The sequence below is a fragment of the Methylocystis sp. MJC1 genome (genome assembly GCF_026427715.1).
Classification (GTDB): domain Bacteria; phylum Pseudomonadota; class Alphaproteobacteria; order Rhizobiales; family Beijerinckiaceae; genus Methylocystis.
The window spans coordinates 312,367-329,503 of sequence record NZ_CP107559.1 but is presented as its reverse complement, the minus strand read 5'-3'; the positions used below and the strand labels follow the sequence as shown (position 1 = coordinate 329,503).

The 17,137-nt window shown below is 58.7% G+C and carries 13 protein-coding genes and 5 pseudogenes; 9 read left to right on the top strand and 9 right to left on the bottom strand.

Annotated elements, in window-relative coordinates; all coding sequences use genetic code 11:
• Positions 1-3 precede the first annotated feature (3 nt).
• Positions 4-667, bottom strand: a pseudogene (locus OGR47_RS20400) (IS6 family transposase); the annotation flags it as partial.
• A 105-nt stretch (positions 668-772) separates the two neighbouring features.
• On the opposite strand from OGR47_RS20400, the gene OGR47_RS20395 reads away from it, so the two are divergent.
• Positions 773-1,822 (top strand): IS110 family transposase, encoded by a 1,050-nt coding sequence (locus OGR47_RS20395; protein ID WP_165055962.1) that lies wholly within the window; start codon positions 773-775, stop codon positions 1,820-1,822.
• Positions 1,823-2,110: 288 nt separating this feature from the next.
• On the opposite strand, the pseudogene OGR47_RS20390 reads toward OGR47_RS20395, so the two are convergent.
• A pseudogene (locus OGR47_RS20390) lies at positions 2,111-2,194 on the bottom strand (IS6 family transposase); the annotation flags it as partial.
• Between the two features lie 399 nt (positions 2,195-2,593).
• Between OGR47_RS20390 and OGR47_RS20385 the strand changes: the two are divergent.
• The 5 genes and pseudogenes from OGR47_RS20385 (at position 2,594) to OGR47_RS20365 (ending at position 6,848) form a co-directional block, all read left to right on the top strand.
• A complete protein-coding gene (locus tag OGR47_RS20385; protein ID WP_246729882.1) occupies positions 2,594-2,803 on the top strand; it encodes a type II toxin-antitoxin system MqsR family toxin in 210 nt (69 codons plus the stop codon).
• Positions 2,796-3,248 (top strand): type II toxin-antitoxin system MqsA family antitoxin, encoded by a 453-nt coding sequence (locus OGR47_RS20380; RefSeq protein WP_165055963.1) that lies wholly within the window; start codon positions 2,796-2,798, stop codon positions 3,246-3,248. The genes OGR47_RS20385 and OGR47_RS20380 overlap by 8 nt, the downstream gene beginning before the upstream one ends.
• Before the next feature lie 312 nt (positions 3,249-3,560).
• Positions 3,561-3,704: pseudogene (locus tag OGR47_RS20375) on the top strand (IS6 family transposase); the annotation flags it as partial.
• Positions 3,705-3,872: 168 nt separating this feature from the next.
• On the top strand, positions 3,873-5,384 hold the full coding sequence (locus OGR47_RS20370) for a DUF4158 domain-containing protein (protein ID WP_253948138.1): 1,512 nt from the start codon (positions 3,873-3,875) through the stop codon (positions 5,382-5,384).
• 3 nt (positions 5,385-5,387) lie between these two features.
• Complete coding sequence (locus tag OGR47_RS20365; protein ID WP_256367653.1) at positions 5,388-6,848, top strand: Tn3 family transposase; 1,461 nt, start codon at positions 5,388-5,390, stop codon at positions 6,846-6,848.
• A 41-nt stretch (positions 6,849-6,889) separates the two neighbouring features.
• Here the strand turns inward: OGR47_RS20365 and OGR47_RS20360 are convergent.
• Positions 6,890-7,037, bottom strand: a pseudogene (locus tag OGR47_RS20360) (IS6 family transposase); the annotation flags it as partial.
• A 478-nt stretch (positions 7,038-7,515) separates the two neighbouring features.
• A complete protein-coding gene (locus OGR47_RS20355; protein ID WP_371824451.1) occupies positions 7,516-7,788 on the bottom strand; it encodes a cupin domain-containing protein in 273 nt (90 codons plus the stop codon).
• Between the two features lie 369 nt (positions 7,789-8,157).
• Between OGR47_RS20355 and OGR47_RS20350 the strand changes: the two genes are divergently transcribed.
• The 3 genes from OGR47_RS20350 (at position 8,158) to OGR47_RS20340 (ending at position 11,232) form a co-directional block, all read left to right on the top strand.
• A complete protein-coding gene (locus tag OGR47_RS20350; RefSeq protein WP_206527512.1) occupies positions 8,158-9,330 on the top strand; it encodes a cytochrome-c peroxidase in 1,173 nt (390 codons plus the stop codon).
• Between the two features lie 11 nt (positions 9,331-9,341).
• On the top strand, positions 9,342-10,469 hold the full coding sequence (locus OGR47_RS20345; protein WP_165055966.1) for a metallophosphoesterase family protein: 1,128 nt from the start codon (positions 9,342-9,344) through the stop codon (positions 10,467-10,469).
• A gap of 217 nt (positions 10,470-10,686) precedes the next feature.
• Complete coding sequence (locus OGR47_RS20340; RefSeq protein WP_206527513.1) at positions 10,687-11,232, top strand: c-type cytochrome; 546 nt, start codon at positions 10,687-10,689, stop codon at positions 11,230-11,232.
• Positions 11,233-11,535: 303 nt separating this feature from the next.
• Here OGR47_RS20340 and OGR47_RS20335 read toward each other — a convergent pair.
• The 5 genes and pseudogenes from OGR47_RS20335 to OGR47_RS20315 form a co-directional block, all read right to left on the bottom strand.
• Positions 11,536-12,207 (bottom strand): annotated as a pseudogene (locus OGR47_RS20335) (IS6 family transposase).
• Positions 12,208-12,771: 564 nt separating this feature from the next.
• Positions 12,772-13,878, bottom strand: a complete 1,107-nt coding sequence (locus OGR47_RS20330; protein WP_165055967.1) for a Rieske 2Fe-2S domain-containing protein — start codon at positions 13,876-13,878, stop codon at positions 12,772-12,774.
• A 281-nt stretch (positions 13,879-14,159) separates the two neighbouring features.
• On the bottom strand, positions 14,160-15,365 hold the full coding sequence (locus OGR47_RS20325; RefSeq protein WP_165055968.1) for an NAD-dependent formate dehydrogenase: 1,206 nt from the start codon (positions 15,363-15,365) through the stop codon (positions 14,160-14,162).
• A 340-nt stretch (positions 15,366-15,705) separates the two neighbouring features.
• Positions 15,706-16,377 (bottom strand): IS6 family transposase, encoded by a 672-nt coding sequence (locus tag OGR47_RS20320; RefSeq protein ID WP_165055969.1) that lies wholly within the window; start codon positions 16,375-16,377, stop codon positions 15,706-15,708.
• Positions 16,378-16,604: 227 nt separating this feature from the next.
• On the bottom strand, positions 16,605-16,976 hold the full coding sequence (locus OGR47_RS20315; protein ID WP_165055970.1) for a hypothetical protein: 372 nt from the start codon (positions 16,974-16,976) through the stop codon (positions 16,605-16,607).
• Positions 16,977-17,137 lie beyond the last annotated feature (161 nt).

The following is a 17,137-nucleotide window of genomic DNA, read 5'->3' as shown; positions in this document are numbered from 1 at the left end:
CTTTCAGGAATTATTAACCGTTTGAAGTCCGAAGCAGAAGGCGAGCAATTCATTCTGGCGGCGAACGGTCCCTTCTCCAGCGAAGCCAAAACCCTTTTTGAGCCAAAGCATGGCCTCGACGCCCGCGATCGTGCGCTTCGCCGTGGCGAATGACTGGAAGCCACCGATCTTCGGCATGTTCTTCTTCAAGTGAAAGTGATCGCTTTCAATCCCTTGGTGCAAATGCTTGGAGACGCGGTGCAGCACGCCGGACGGCGTCAGGCCGTCCTTGGCCGCGTCGTCGATGGCTTTGGGATAGACGCTCGCGCCGTCCGTCCCGATCTTACCCGGAGCCAGCAGGGGCTGGTCCTTCAGGGCCTTACGAAAGAACCGTTTGGCGGCGGCGAGATCGCGTTTGGCGGTCAGCAAAAAATCGACAGGAACACCGCGCTTGTCGATGGCGCGGTACAGATAGCGCCACTCCCCGCGGATTTTTACCGACACGGATCGAGCCGCAATGCGGACGCCGAAGCTGGCGCAGGCGCTTCTCGATCTCGGGCGCATAAGCGAGAACCCAGCGGTTGATCGTGCGGTGGTCGACATCGAAACCGCGCTCAGCGAACAAGCTCTCGACGTCGCGGCAGCTCAGGGGATAGCGCAGATACCAGGAGACTGCCTGGATAATGAGTCAGATGGGGTGATTGGGGTCTAGTCCCGGATGGGCGGCTGCTCCTGTCGAGATGTGAGAACGTGGTCGGTGGCGGATCGCCACAAGCACGGGGAAGGAGCAGCCATGAGACATTTTGCGGGACTCGACGTGTCATTGGAAGAGACTTCGATTTGTATCGTCGACGAGACGGGCCGGATCGTGAAAGAGCTTCGCGCCGCAAGTGAGCCGGAAATTCTCATCGTGTCTCTGCGAGACACGGGTCTGACGCTGGAGCGCGTCGGACTGGAAGCCTGCTCGCTGACGGCGTGGCTGCATGACGGACTGACGCAAGCCGGCTTGCCCGCGATCTGCATCGAGACCCGGCAGGCCAATGCGGCGATGAAGACGATGCCGAACAAGACCGACCGCAACGACGCCCGCGCCCTTGCCCAGATCATGCGGACGGGCTGGTTCCGGCAGGTTCATGTCAAGAGCCGGCAATGCCGGCTATGGCGCTCGCTTCTTGTCGCGCGCCGCACAATCCTCAACGAAATGCGGTCGATCGAAAATGTGGTGCGGGCGATCCTACGGGAAGCCGGCGTCAAGCTCGGCACTCCAAGCCGGGCAGATTTTGTCAAACGCGTCCGCGAATTGGTCGGCGGCGATTCCGAGGTGACGCCGCTCGTCGAGCCTCTTCTCACGATCCTCGTCACGATGCTGCGCGAATTCACTCGTTTAACGAAGCGGGTGCTCGAGGTCGTCCGCAAGGAGGCGGTTTGTCGCCGCTTGTTGAGCGCTCCGGGCGTCGGTCCGATCACGGCGCTCGCTTTCCGCGCCACGATCGACCGCCCGGATCGCTTTCAGCATTCGAGGGACGTAGGCGCGCATCTCGGCCTGACGCCGGCTCGCTACCAGTCCGGCGAGACGGACATCCAGGGTAGGATCAGCCGATGCGGCGACGAACTCGCCCGCACGGCGCTTTACGAGGCGGCGCACACGCTGCTCACGCGCAGCCGCAAATGGTCGTCTCTGCGCGCCTGGGGCGTGAAGATCGCCAAACATCGTGGCATGGCGCGCGCCCGTGTGGCGGTGGCGCGCAAACTCGCCGTCATTCTGCATCGCATGTGGACCGATGGCGCCGAATTCCGCTTCGGCAAGGAGCCCGCCGCCGCGGCGGTCGCTCCGGTCGCCTAAGCCAAGCCAAAGCGGGAGAGGAGAACACAAGGCATTCGCTCGAAAGAGCGATCCGGATCGTTCCCTTGGGGACGATGGGCAGTGCGATCTCGTTAAGAACCTCGAACCTGTGGGCGAAAGCCCACAAAGTCGTGAAACAGATTGAGACGCCTCGCCTTTCTGACCCCATCATGCGGCGGCCTCGCGCCGACCGCGAAGAGAAGCGTGTGACCCACGGGAATGAGACGAGCAAAAAGAGAAGTTACGATCAGGACGGACAGGACAGGACGGCTTGACGCCAGCGACCCCAATCAGAGAGGGCTCAAAGTGACGCCCCTTGAAGTCGTCTTTCGCTCGGCGCTTCAGCTTCTCGGCAAAGGCGGTCAAGAGCATTGGCGGTCCCTCCTGTCGGAGAGCCTTTTGCCCAGCCCTGCCTCAAAACTCGCTTAACCCGCAAAATTTGCGACAGGCCCTTTGGGAGACGGCTTGCCGTCTCCATTGTCATTGTGTGCTATGCTGGCGACCAGCGCTGCAGGAATTCGCCTCTAAACGGCGCGGCTACGCGAACCTCTAACCTCCTGGTTGCGGCCAGCGCGCACGTGTTGCCGCGAGCCGGCTCCGCCTCTAGCTTAGACTAAACATTAAATTCCTTGACTATACACCATTAAGGTGTATCATGGCCCATGACTGAAAAGCGGAAGCCGACCTACGATTTGACAGCTTTTATGGCGGCTTGCGGGGACGCCGATAAGCTCAAATGTTACGGGCACGGCGGTGCGAAGCGCTGCGGCCTTGGGTTTCGGCCGAGAGGACATCGCCGCAACGATTCAGACCATGCGGCGCGAGCATTTCTACAAATCCATGACCTCTTACGCAGATCATCGGATTTGGCAGGATGTCTATCACGTGCCCTCGCCGGTCGGCGCGCTTTACGTCAAGTTCACGGCCGATGCCGTGACCGAGTTTTTGTTGCTGTCGTTCAAGGAGAAAGACAATGACTAATCCAGTCTGTCCGACAACGGGAGCACCTATGCAGCGCGGGGTGCGTCCGATGACCCTCGACTACAAGGGCGCGAGCATCACCTTCGACATGCCCGGCTGGTATTGCGAGGAGTCCGGCGAAAGCATCCACACGGGCGAGGACATGAAGGTGTCCGACCGCGCCCTTAATCGGCTCAAAGCCGAGAGGGAGGGCTTGCCTTCACCGGAGGAGGTCAGGCGCATTCGCACGAAGCTGGGCTTGACCCAAGAGCAAGCAGGCGAACTGATTGGCGGCGGGCCGCGTGCCTTCCAAAAATACGAAGCTGGCGATCTTTTACCGAGCCGCGCAATCGGCAGCGCGCTCGCGCTGCTCGATCATGACCCTTCGGGTCTTGCCGTGTTAAGCGCGCGGCCACATCCGGCGGCCTCTTCAACTTCGTTCAGCGAACTGCGCGCAGGCGACTGATTCACTCGCTTGCAGCGTGCTGCAAGCCCAAGGACCGCCTCGGAAAACCGACGCGGCCCTTGCTTATTCGATCGTTCTCAAAGGAGCCTGCTTTCTTTGTTCGATGTGGGCGTGGACGCGTGCGCCGATTTCGGGGAATAGAAACCGGAGGGCCGGAAGCCAGCGCGTATCGGGTTCAAAATCCTTGTTGCATGGAGGTAGGCTGGCGCAATTTTCTGGTTGCGGGCTGGTTTTCAAGCGAGGCGAACGGCTCTGGTGCAAAGGGGGTGAACGGGGCATAGTCGGCAGGGTTAGCTGGGCCGGGTGATTTTGATGCTGAGCGTCGACGAGCTTTTCAAGGGCCGCCATTTCGAGCGGGAGATCATCATTCTCTGCGTGCGCTGGTATTTGCGATACAAGCTCAGTTTCCGAGATCTCGTGGAAATGATGGCCGAACGCAGCTTGTCGCTCGCTCATAGGGGTCAGCACAGAATCTTCCCAAAATCGTACTTTAAGGGGGTAGGCCAGGCTGAAAACAGCGGCTCATCCGGATTTAGACCACTGATTTCGCGTCCAGAATGCTGATTTTTGAATTTCCGGCCAAACTGCAGCGTCACCATTTTGGTGCGCTCCAGGGGGCCAACAATGAAAAAGCACGAAATTCTTTCTCCGCAATCTCGGGCTGAGTTGTTCGACCCACCGAGAGATCCGGCCGCAATCGTCCGGCATTACACGCTCTCGCCCGATGATTTGACGTTGATCCGTCAACGACGGCGCGACGCCAATCGATTGGGATTCGCCGTGCATCTTGCGTATTTGAAATTTCCGGGCAGAGTTCTTGGCAGTGAAGAAACTCCCGCTCCCGAAATGCTCGCCTTTTTGGCCCGTCAGCTCGGAATTGAGTCTGGTGCTTATCTTGAATACGCACAGCGCGACGAAACCCGTCGTGAGCATCTCGGTGAGATACAATCGCATTTGCGCGTTCGTCCTTTCAGTCGCGGCGATTATCGGTCTGTCGCGGAGATTGCGACGGACGAGGCAATTGGGACGGATCGTGGCCACGCGATCGTAGCAGCCATGATCGAGACTTTGAGATCCCGCAGCATTTTGTTGCCCGCGCCGACAATTTTGGAGCGCATCGGTCTGGCGGCTCGCGCTCGCGCCCGAAAGCAGGCCCACAAGAATCTCATCGAGGGATTGGAGCAGCGGGCGATCAATGAATTGCAGGCGTTGATCGCGGTCAGCGACGACAGAGATCGCACACGGCTTGCCTGGTTACGTGATTGGCGAGAGGCGCCGACGCAGAAGAACCTGGTTGGCGTCGTCGAACGCCTGCAATTCGTTCGTAGCTTGGGAGTCGGGCCAGATCGCGAGCAACGGATTCTTCGCGCGCGTTACAGGGCGATAGCCAAGGAAACAGCTATTCTCAGCGCGCAGCATCTTTCGCGGTTCGATACGCCCCGCCGACTGGCGGCTCTGGTCGTGTTCGCCCGCGAGATGGAAGCTATCCTAACGGACGCGGCGCTTGTCATGTTCGACAAGATGCTCGGCGGCGTATACCGCCGCGCCGATCGCACCTACAGAGAAAATCTTTTCCATCGAGCGAAAGCGCTCGATGCGTCCGCGCGTGCGCTGCTCCACATGGCGAAAGCCATGTTGGCGGCGAAGGAGTCTGGAGAGGACCAAGATGCGGCTGTTGAACGCTCGCTTGGTTGGGAGCGCTTAAAAGCGCTTGTCGCTGAAACAGACATTGTCGTCACCAACACGCGCGAAGACAATCTGATCGAAATCGTCGAAAGATATCCGACGGTGCGCCGGATGATACCGGTCCTGCTCAATGTATTTGTATTCCGCTCATGGAAACCAAACGACTTATTACTCGACGCGCTTGAACTGTTGCGTGGACTTCATGCGGCGCGGCCGAGACACCTCCCGCAGCGCCCGCCCACAGCGTTTCTGAAAGCGACGTGGCGCAAGCTCGTTGGACGAGGCTCTACATTTGACCGTCGGGCATATGAGGTCGCGGTCATGATGACGCTACGCGACAGTTTGCGGTCCGGAGACATTTGGGTCGAAGGCAGCCGTGCATTCCGCGCCTTCGGCGATTTTCTTTTGCCGCCCGAGACCTTTGTCGCACGGCGACAAGAAGGCGAGTAGGGACTGGCCGTCCCGGATCGCTTCGATGACTGGCGCACTGAGCGAATGGTCTTGCTCAAAGCACGTCTCGAAGAAATCGACGCTCTCGCGTCGGCTGGCAAGCTTGTCGAGGCGGCAATCACTGCGGAGGGGTTGTCGATCAGCCCCATTCGCAGGGAGGAGAATGACGAAGTAGACGATGTCGCCCGGCGGCTTTACGGCATGCTGCCGCGCCTGCGCATCACCGAGCTTCTCGCCGAAGTCAACGGTTGGAAAGGATTCGCCGAGCATTTCGGTCATCTGCGGACCGGAGCGCCGCCCGAGGAAAATATCGGGCTGATGACGGCGTTGCTCGCGGACGCCACCAATCTCGGCCTCGCCAGAATGGCGCGCAGCTCCAAGATATTCAGCCATTCGAAATTGCTCTGGATCGCGGAATGGCACATTCGCGACGAAACCTATCAGGCGGCGCTGGCATGCCTGACCGAGGCGATACATGCGCAACCATTCACAAGAGTATGGGGTGACGGTGGCGCGTCATCGTCGGATGGACAATTTTTCAAGGCGGGCGGGCATGGGGAAGCGCGTGCCGACTATAACGCCAAATACGGGTCCGAGCCGGGCGTCAAGTTCTATACGCATATCTCCGCTCGCTACGCGCCGTTTCACACCAAGGTCATCGCGGCCAACGCCAGTGAGGCCGCGCATATTCTGGACGGCCTGCTTCATCACGAATGCTCGCTGGATATCCGTGAGCACTATACGGACACGGCGGGCGCCGTCGATCACGTGTTCGGTCTCTGCCATCTCACGGGGTTTAGATTCGCGCCGCGCATTCGCGATCTTGCCGATCGCCGCCTCTATGTCGCGGACGCTCGTGCGACCTACGCATCTCTCGACCCGATGATCGGCGGCGCTATCGACTTTCGCATCATTGGCGAAAACTGGGATGAGACGTTGCGCCTCGCGGCGTCAATCAAAGCTGGGACCGTCGCACCGTCCACCCTGATGCGTCGGCTCGCGGCTTACCCCAAACAGAATGCGCTGGCGAAGACCCTCCGAGAGATAGGCCGGCTCGAACGCACGCTCTTCACCCTCGACTGGATCAGCGACCCCGTTCTACGGCGGCGAACAAATGCAGGCCTCAACAAGGGCGAGGCGCGCAACGCGCTCGCCAGGGCGGTGTTCTTTCATCGGCTTGGCGAGATCCGCGACCGGACCTTCGAAAATCAGCGCTACCGGGCCTCAGGCCTCAATCTCGTCGTCTCGGCCGTCATCCTTTGGAATACGGTCTATCTCAGCCACGCCGTTGCCGAACTGCGCTCCAGCGGCGAACGGGTCCCTGACGATTTGCTCGCTCATATCGCGCCACTCCGCTGGGAGCACATCACCTTCAACGGCGACTATGTTTGGCCGACCGAGCCTCTCCAGAACGCCTTCCGGCCCCTCAGAAACCCGCGATCCGAGCTACTCGATGCAGCTTAGAGTACAATTTTGGGAAGATTCTGCGCTGACCCCTATTTGACGACCCAGCGATTGAGCGTCGAATGGTCGACCTCGACCCCGCGCTCTTCCATCATCTCCTCGAGCTGCCGATAACTGATCGGGTAGGCGACATACCCGCGGACGCCCCATAGGATCACGTTCAAAATGGCTGCCCTTGAACTCGATCATCGTGCTATTCTGTCCGCCCCTGGATTCCAGCCATCATAACTCAGGCCGTTCTGGCACAAAAGTTTGCGACAGAACCGTTCTCAGTGCGTCTTGGTGACCACTTTCATGGGCTGCGAGCGTTCTTGGGGAGGATCGTTTTGCCCCATTCTTAAATGAGTGAGAGTTCTGAGAGGTCGCCCATGACGAACGACACCGCTGCTCAACTCGCAATCCTTACCGACCGTTGACGGAGATTGTCGATCTCACGACAGTTCGACCGACTTCAGTCGCTCTGTCGCATGATCTTCTCGATCGAATGGGCGAAATCGCTGCGGGAGCGCTCATAGATGCGGCGACCTACGGGCAGTTGCCGCCGTTCCCGACGGAGAGCGGTCTTCGCGGAGACACGCTAAATTAGCGTCGCTTGATCGCTGAAGCGAGCTTCTGGCTTTCCTCGATAGGCGCGGTTGAGGGGGCCAGTGATCCCATCCGATTATTCCTATTTGGCGTGCACCGCCAGCCAAACAGTTGGCTCGGCTGCGTCGGTCCATTCGACGCGATGCCGAAGGTGGGCAGGGATTTCGACATAGCTCCCTGAACGCAAAATGTGCAGAGCATCCTCCCCCTCGAACATCAATCCCGCTGAGCCGCTCAGCAGAACGACCCATTCGGTCTGCTCCTGGTCGTACCAGAAGCCAAGCGGACTCGCTTGGCCGGTGGAGACGATGCGTTCGATCCGTGTGAAACGGCACGGTGAGGTGACCCCGCCGATTTGCGTAAAGTCAACAGCTTGGCACGCCGATCGGCGTCGGGACCCCACGCTGATCAACAGCTAGCAGTCTGACGGTCCTGCTGACCGTCTTTTTGGTAAGTCGAGCCTCGAATATATTATCGCGCGCTTTAGGAACGCCAACCATAGCGTTAGCGTTTAGGCGGTAGGGCACAGACAGCCCACAGAAACCCCTTCGTCTCGCAGAGCCTCGCAATATGCGTTTGGGGGTAAACGACGATGCGAAAGCCAAGGACAAAGCCACCGCTCACGATCATCGCCGCCGCCATTGTTGCGGGACTGTTAACCGGCGGCGCTAATGGATGGGATCAAACGGTTAAGGCTGCCGAAAGTCAGTCTACATCAGGGGCGTTGACGCTACCGCTTGGCGTCTCCTCTGAATTATATGCGACGGCCATCGCCCGCAGCCGGGAGCCGACACAGGCGCTCATTTCTCTCGGCGAAAAGCTATTCAAAGATAAACGTCTTTCATTGGACGACTCTGTCGCCTGCGAGACCTGCCATGATCCGGCAAAGGGGTTCACAGATCATCGCGGCGCCGCAACCTCGGCGGGCGTTCAGGGAAAGCTTGGGCAGCGAAATGCGCCGACCGTTCTAAACGCCATGTTTCAGGCTACTCAGTTCTGGGATGGACGAGCGCCGACCCTTGAGGACCAAGCCAAGCTTCCGATCATCAATCCAATCGAGATGGCTCAAAAAAGCCCCGATAACGTCGTCGCCAAGGTGCGTAACATTTCGGAATATAACGCCGCCTTCAAATCCGTCTTCGGAGGCGAGGCGACCTATGACGACATCGCTGTAGCAATCGCCGCCTTCGAACGCACTCAATATTCCGGCAATTCTCCCTTTGATCACTTCATGGCCGGCGACCAGAACGCGATGAGCGAGTCGGCCAAGCGCGGTTGGGCCTTGTTCCAGGGAAAAGCGCGGTGTAGCGCATGTCACGCGTTCAACTCGGTTTCGCCGCTCTTTTCCGATCAAAAGTTCCATAACATCGGGGTCGCCGCTCACAAGCAAAATTTTGTTGAGCTGGCTCGAAAGGCGCTCGCCATCATCAAGGGCGGCGACGTCAAGCAGATCGACGAACTCGCATTACAGACCGAATATTCGGAACTCGGCCGCTTCCTGGTAACGAAAAACCAAGCCGATATCGGCGCTTTCAAGAGCGAGACCTTGCGCAATATCGGCATCACCGGACCCTATATGCACGATGGTTCGCTGACGACCCTGTGGGACGTAATGGACCATTACAACAAAGGTGGCGTCCCCAATCCGTTCCTCGACGGGGGAATGGAACGTCTGGCGCTCAGCGAGGCCGAAATCGACGATCTTGTCGCTTTTCTATTTACGCTCACCGATGACCGATTCGCGGACTTCAATAAGACGGAGATGGCTAGGCAGACAGCGCTCCGGAACACTCGGCCACAGCGCGACGCTGACGTGGCGCTGGGCAAGAAGGGCGATCTCGGCGACGCCGCGCCCGTTCCGGACCTGCGCAACCCCGCAACAATCGGCGCGTTCTAGGAGACGAGCCCATGTCAAGCCGGCACAAGAGCGTTGAGACCAAGCACTATGAGGAACGGGAATCCTTTTTCAGGGGTCTCACACGGCTTGGCGCGGTGTCGCGGCGCGGCTTCCTCCGGGTTACCGCCGCTTCGGCGGGCTTCGCTGCGGCAAAAGGGCTTGTGGCTCCCCATAGCTTCCAGCTTGTCGAAGTGGCTGCCGCTGAAGCTGGCGGGCCAGCTTTCACATTTGCCTATATCTCGGATACGCATCTCTACACGCGGGACGTCAATGACCGCTTTGTCCGATCCGCCCTGAAAGCCGTCGCCGACGTCAACGCCCTCGATCCGCAACCCGATTTCGTTCTCTTTGGCGGAGATTTGGCCCAGCTCGGGCAGAAGCAAGAACTCGCCCTCGGCGCCCAGATCCTCAAAGAGTTGCGGGCGCCCGTGAAGATGATGGTTGGCGAACATGATTGGTTCCTCGACATGGGCGAACAGTGGCGGGCGCTCTTCGGGGCGCCTCAATATTCCTTTGATCACAAGGGCGTGCATTTCGTGACGCTGATGAGCGTCGAGGAGAAAGATTTCTGGACAGCGCGCGGGATGACGCCGATGGAACGGATGCAGACTGTCGCCGGGCTCGATAATGGCGTTCAGTCGCGCTTCGAGGTTGGCGCCGCAGGACGCGAATGGCTGAAGCAAGACCTCGCCGCGGTCGACAAGAAAACCCCGATCATCGTCTTTTCACATTCGCCGCTCTACAAGTATTATCGGAACTGGAATTTCTGGACCGAAGACGCCGACGAAGTTCAGGCGATCCTGGCGAGATTCGACAAGGTGACCGTCATTCACGGCCATACGCACCAGCTCCTTCTCAATCGCATCGATAAAATCAATTTCTACGGGCTTCTTTCGACGGCCTGGCCGTGGCCTTACGCCCCGGAAGGCCTTCCCAAGCTGACGGTCCAGATGAACCGCGCCGATCCTTTCAACGCTTTTGATGGTTGCGGCGACGGCCAGATCGACGTGCTCACCTCGGGGATGATCGACAAGGTCTACAACTTATGGAACCGCGATCCGGTGAGCATTCGTTCGACGTATCTCGTTTCGAACGGCGCGCGAGATCGTCCGCCAGCTACGACGCTGTCGAGCTATTAGCAGGGAGCGGCGCTTCGCCTATTAACCCGCTCCTTTCCGCGCCGTGGAGGACGCAGAAAATTTTCCAAGGAGAATAAGCGTGCGTCTACTCGCCCCTCTCGCCCTTTCAATTCTTTCGGCTTGCCCTGCGCTCGCTGGGGATGAAATGCCTCGCCATAATCTTCCAGTCTCGCAAGCCGGAAATCTCATTGTGGGCCTCTGCGACGGCGAAACTTCGATGGAAGTCCCGGGCATTAAACCGGGCGATCCAATAACGCGCGAAGAGGCGCAACGGGTTGCAGACGCGCTTATGCAAAAATGGCGAGACAAGCATCCGAATGCAGAATGGATTGACGCACAGAGGATGACGCTGCCCTCCCCGCAATCCGAGGGCAGCGCGACTCCTCCGACCACTCCGCCGAAAAGCCAGTTCCAAACCTACGGTGCCTTCACTGATCGTGACAGGAAAATCTGGCAAGAGTCGACGGACAAGCTGGTTGCGGAGGGCAAACGGATTTTCCACGACGCCAAGGCGTTGGGCGGGACCCACGCCATCTCCTGCGATATGTGCCATCCTGACGGCGCCAATACCCATCCCGAAACCTATCCTAAATACCAAGTTCAGTTAGGCCGCGTTGCACTGCTTCGCGACATGATCAACTGGTGCGTCGAGAACCCTGTTCGTGGCAAGCCCTTCGCCGACGACGATCCCCGGCTGAAGGCGCTCGAGGCCTATATTCTGGCGCAGCGGAAAGGCGTACCTCTCGATTACGGCAAGCATTGATATTTCCGTTTGCACATCCCACCAAAAACGCATTGCGTCCATAGGCTCTTTTTTAGCCACGGCAGCGCAGGCGCTCCGCTTTTGAGAGCGATAACGGGCGATTTTCCAATTGACCGACGCATTATTCGGAGTGGCGAAGATGTGCCGCTACAGCTCCGCCGGGCTACGTCCGCACGAAACCTGTGGAGCGGCGAAAGCTGGGTCCGCTCGTCCCGGTGATCGAGGCAATCCTGGAGGCGGACAAATCGGCTTTGTCGCAAATTTTCACCGAAGACGCGATGCGCGCAGTGAGGATGATTTGGTTTACCCCGCCAGGGCATAGAACTGCTGCGCTGGGCACAATTCGTCCGTCGTTCCCAGCTGTCCCTTGCGGAGCATGTGCATGAGTTCGATCCCGGTGAGCGTCGCCGCGGCTGATCGAAAGGATTTGAAACCCAGCATCGGCCGTGTCACGCGCTTGACGGCTCGGTGATCCTGTTCAACGATGTTATTCAAATATTTGACTTAGCGGATTTCGATATCCGCTTTTTCCTCGTCCTTGTAGCTTTCGATCGCCGCCGTGTTCGCGCCGCTCTTGTCGATCGTGATTTTTGCCGGCGCGCCATGCTGACCGATCGCCTTGCGCTGAAACCGCAACGCGGCTTTGCGGTCCCGCTTGGCTGTCAGCAGAAAGTCCACCGTTGCGCCAGCCTTGTCGACGGCCCGATACAAATATTTCCAACAGCCTTTGACCTTCACGTAGGTCTCGTCCAGTCGCCAGCTCCCGCCGACCGGGCGCTTGCGGGCGCGGAACTGACGCTCCAGCAATGGCGCATATTTGACGACCCACCGATTGAGGGTGGAATGGTCGACATCGACGCCGCGCTCTTCCATCATTTCCTCGAGTTGCCGGTAGCTGATGGGATACGCCACATACCACCGCACGCCCCACAAGATCACGTCACGCTCAAAATGGCTGCCCTTGAACTCGATCATCGTATTTTCCGCCGGACGTCCTCCCGAAAATCATAAGCGCTGCACATAGCTCAGCAAAATTTGCGACAAAACCCATTAAGCCGTTTTGGCCGAAAATTCGAAAAATCGCCCTCTGATTTTGCACGGATTTTTCACCTCGCTCTGGACGATTTTTCGCTAATGCAACAGAGCCGAACGAATTGCTCGCGATCTGCTTCGGACTTCAAATAGTTTCGATCCCTGAAATTTGGTCTTTCTCCGGGATTTTGCGGCCTCGCTACGGGTTTGCGACAGGCCCCGCCCTACCGGGAGATATGCAGATCTCCGACGCCGGTCCGCCGCGCATTGGCGCAGATAGGCGGGTGAACGCAGGCGGCTTCGGCGCAGACCGACGATGCGCATTGCTCGTCAGGTTTTTCCCTTGCAGAGCCGCGCCATCCATTGAACGTTCATATCCCACTTCGCGTCTCTTCACGGAATTTGCGCCAGTGCACCCTAAGGACGTGCCGCAAAATTGCAAATGGGCTTGTAGGAGGGCACTCTTCTCCGTCTCCCTCGACGCCACGTTCAGCACTATGGCCGAGGTCACGGTTCGGGTCGCTCGGTGCGAAGCGAATGCGCTTTGCGACCTCCGCGGTGAATTGAAGCAGGGGCCTCACGCGCAATCAGATCCTTCGCGAGATCGAAGCAGCGTTTTGCAAGCATGGCCGCGCCCTCTGCCAACTCCTTGGAATGGCGTACGATTTCGACGTTTCGTTCCATATCTTCGTGCGACCAACCTCGCGAGTGGGCAATAAAGGGAAATTGGGGGAAGATGAAGCCGAGCTCGGCGAAAAATCCGAGCATTTGCCCGGCCACTGCCTGAATATTGTCCTGCCCGCCCACAATGATGAAACCCGCAACCTTGTTGCGAATAAGCACGCGATTGGCGATTGTGATCTGGTTTTGAACGCAATTGAGCCGTTCGGCCATCTTGAAATAGAGCGAGGAGGCAGCGCCCCAACGGATAGGCGACGCTACGAGAATTGCGTCAGCCCAATGCACCAGAGCCTCATATATGCGATCCATCTGATCATTTTCATCCATCTGCGTTATCGAACACGGCCAAGTGCACGCATGCGCGGATTTTGAATAGTATCCTTCGCAGGCGCGGAATTTTAGCTCGTTCAAGCTGATCAGCCGCGTCTCAGCGCCAAGTTCGTTAGCGGCTTTCAAAGCTTGAGCGAGTACGTGTTCCGAGCCGGAAAACCTTGGGTTCGACGCATCCATCACTGAGGTTGCGATGCCCGCGAGACGCAGCGGGCCGGGGGCGCGTTGGATCCGTCTTGCAAGCGGATGCTGTGCGTGCGGCGTCCGCTCGCGTTTCGTGGCGGCGTTCAGATCCACGAGCACGCGCCCATTTTCGACTTTCACCGGATAGGCCGGGACGCAATCTCCTTCGAAGCCAGGTTCGCCGACCCCAGAGCAACGTTGGAATTTCCAATTGTGCCATGGACAGACAATATACTCCCCGTCCAACCGCCCTTCGCCAAGGGGGCCGCCGAAATGATTGCAGGCATTGGAAATTACCCCGACTCTTGAGTCTTTAAAGGAAACCGCAAATTCCATGTTGCCAGCTCTGACGCGGCGGAGCGGCGCCCGTGATGCCTCCTCCAGAGAGCAGAGATCGAACCAATTCTCGTCTTCGGCCATCGCGTTCCGACGCTCCTCTTCGCATTGATCCGCATTGATCGGCGGCTGGGCGCGAAGGAAATATCTAAGCCTGCGTTCTGCAGATACCCACTTTGATCCCGCTCAGCGATTTCCGCGACAGCTAAATCAAAGTTTAGCGCTCGTGACTCCGCGCCGATCGGCGTCGGACCCCCGCCACGAATTACATTCAGCGCCCATCTCGCGCCCGGCTGAACGAGTGAAGGCGTCCAATAAAAGGGGGGCGACCGGCCGCCTCCCCCTTTCTACGGCGCTCGGCTAGGCTACGAGGCTCTCTGGAACCGCGCGGCCTCTTCCGAACCCTTTGTGGCGTCGCCGGCGCTGTAGGAATGGGCGCCGACTCCAGCGAGCTTGCCGCCGTCTACGATGAGATATTCGTCGCGGATCGGCCTTCCCTCGAACCAGCACTCCAAGATCTCGCGCACGCCGGCGGCGTAGCGCGCCTGCGCGGAAAGCGAGGTCCCCGAGATATGAGGCGTCATGCCATGATGGGGCATGGCGCGCCAGGGATGATCCTTCGGCGCTGGTTGGGGGAACCACACATCGCCCGCGTAGCCTGCGAGTTGGCCGCTCTCGAGCGCGCACACGATCGCGTCGCGATCGCAGATCTTTCCGCGGGCCGTGTTCACGAGATAGGCGCCGCGCTTCATCTTCGAGAGCATCTTGGCGTCGAACATATGCTCTGTTTCAGGATGGAGCGGGCAGTTGATCGTCACCACATCGCAAACCGACACCATATCCTCGACGTTCGCATGCCAATGCAGATCGAGCTCCTTCTCCACCGCCTCCGGGAGACGATGGCGGTCGAAGTAATGCAGCTGCACGTCGAAGGGTTTCAGGCGTCGCAACACCGCAAGACCGATGCGACCGGCGGCCACGGTGCCGATATGCATGCCCTCCACGTCGTAAGAGCGCGAGACGCAGTCGGCGATGTTCCAACCGCCCTTGATGACCCAGTTATAGGAGGGAATATAGTTGCGCACGAGGCCGAGGATCATCATCACGACGTGCTCGGCGACGCTGATCGAATTGCAGAAGGTGACTTCCGTGACCGTGATTTTGCGATCGATCGCCGCCTGCAGATCCACATGATCGGAGCCGATGCCCGCGGTCACCGCGAGTTTGAGCTTCGGGGCCTTGGCGATGCGTTCCTCCGTCAGATAAGCCGGCCAGAACGGCTGCGAGATGACGATTTCCGCATCATGCAGCTCCTGCTCAAGCCTAGAATTCGGCCCGTCCTTGTCCGAGGTGACGACGACCGTGTAGCCTTGGCTTTCGAGATATTCGCGCAGTCCCAACTCCCCCGAGACGCTGCCAAGCAATGCGCCCGGCGTAAAGTCGATCGCCTTCGGGTTGGGCACAGTCTGACCGTCTGGATACTTCAGGATTTTCGGCAGATCGTCGCGCGGGTAGGTTTTAGGATAGCCGTCGACGGGATCGTCATACAGCACGAGGACAACCTTAGCCATTTTGAACACTCCTTTCCTGTATGGAAATAGAGGAGCATTCGGCCATTTCGTGATATTCGAGCAAATTCCACCGACATTCCCGCGTGAACGCCCGCGTGAACGCCGAACTGGCGCCGATGGTTCCCGTTTCCAGGTGGATTTGGAGGTCGCGACACTGCTTTCGCGTCATTCAAGTTGGCTGGGCTCACCGCCCGCTCAGGGTCATCAAGAGACCGATCAATCTATTCACCGCGCGGTCCCAGCGCCTTCGGCCCGGTCTAGCGTGCGCGCAGGCGGGCGTCACGGTTCTGTCGCAAATTTTGCGTGAGGGCGAGACGCGCGACAGCGGGCCTCTCGAGGCTTATGCGGCGAGAGCGTAGAACTGCTTCGCTGGGCGCAATTTGCCCGTCGTTTGCAACTGCCCTTTTCGGATCATGTGCATGAGCTCGACGCCGGCGAGCGTTGCTGCGGCCGAGCGAAAGGATTTGAACCCCAGCGCCGGCCGCACCACCCGCTTGATCGCTCGGTGGTCCTGCTCGACGATGTTATTGAGATATTTCCTTCGTCGGATTTCGATGTTCGCCTCGTTCTCGGCGTTGTAGCTCTCGATTGCAGCGGTGTTGGCGCCGCTCTTATCGATCGTGATCTTCTTCGGCGCGCCGTTCTGACCGATCGCTCGGCGCAGGAACCGCAACGCATCTTTGCGATCCCGCTTTGCCGTCAGCAGGAAGTCCACCGTGGCGCCGGCTTTGTCGACAGCCCGATAGAGATATCTCCAGGAACCTTTGATCTTCACATAGGTCTCATCCAGCCGCCAGCTGGCGCCGACCGGCCGCTTGCGGGAACGGAACTGACGCTCCAGCTCGGGCGCGTATTTCATGACCCAGCGATTGAGCGTCGAATGGTCGACTTCGACCCCGCGCTCTTCCATCATCTCCTCGAGCTGCCGGTAACTGATCGGGTAGGCGACATACCAGCGCACGCCCCAGAGGATCACGTCACGTTCGAAATGGCTCCCTTTGAACTCGATCATCGCGCTGTTCCGCCTGCCCCGCCAACTAGCGTAACCCAGGCCGACTTCAGACAAAAATTTGCGACAGAACCTTAAATATCCTATCCACGACAAGTTGAGGGCTGATTCAGCCTTAAAGCAAAGCTATTTGCATTTACTATCAGTCGTTGACCAATCTATTTGGTGAGATTTTGGGTTTGGTGGATTATCATCTTTTCTCCACCACGCGGCTCCGGCGCATTGGCGATCTACATTTTTTCCAGATAGGAAATCCGATCGACGCGCCACACGGTCATCATCGCGGCCGATTGCTCGCAGACGAATTCCAGAGATTTACCGTCGGCGATGTCTAGGCGGGTCGATTTAAACGGGTCGAGCGCTACCAACACTCGCGAACCCGTCTCCTCGGGATGGCTGTTTTCCAGTTCCGACACCATCAGGGTCAGGTTACAAACGCCGTCCCTACTCACGAAAAAACTGAGGATGTGCTTCGAACCCGACGCATGGCTGGCGGCCATGAGGGGCTTCATCGTCACCTTCGCTTCGTCGCCCATCCCGGGAGAGTTCGCGAAAAAGGACGTCAGCGCCAAGGCGCACAGGAAGAGTTTTTTGCCTTGCATGTCGGGATTCCCCTTGCTCGGCCAGTTGGGATTGTTTGGCGGCCGTTGCGTACGTCCGGGGTTAGCTATGGTGCACTGCACACATAACAAGCCTGACGGCCTGATAGCTTCGCTTGCTATGCGCCTCAAAAGCGCGCCATGGTGCGATGCAAAGGGTTGCG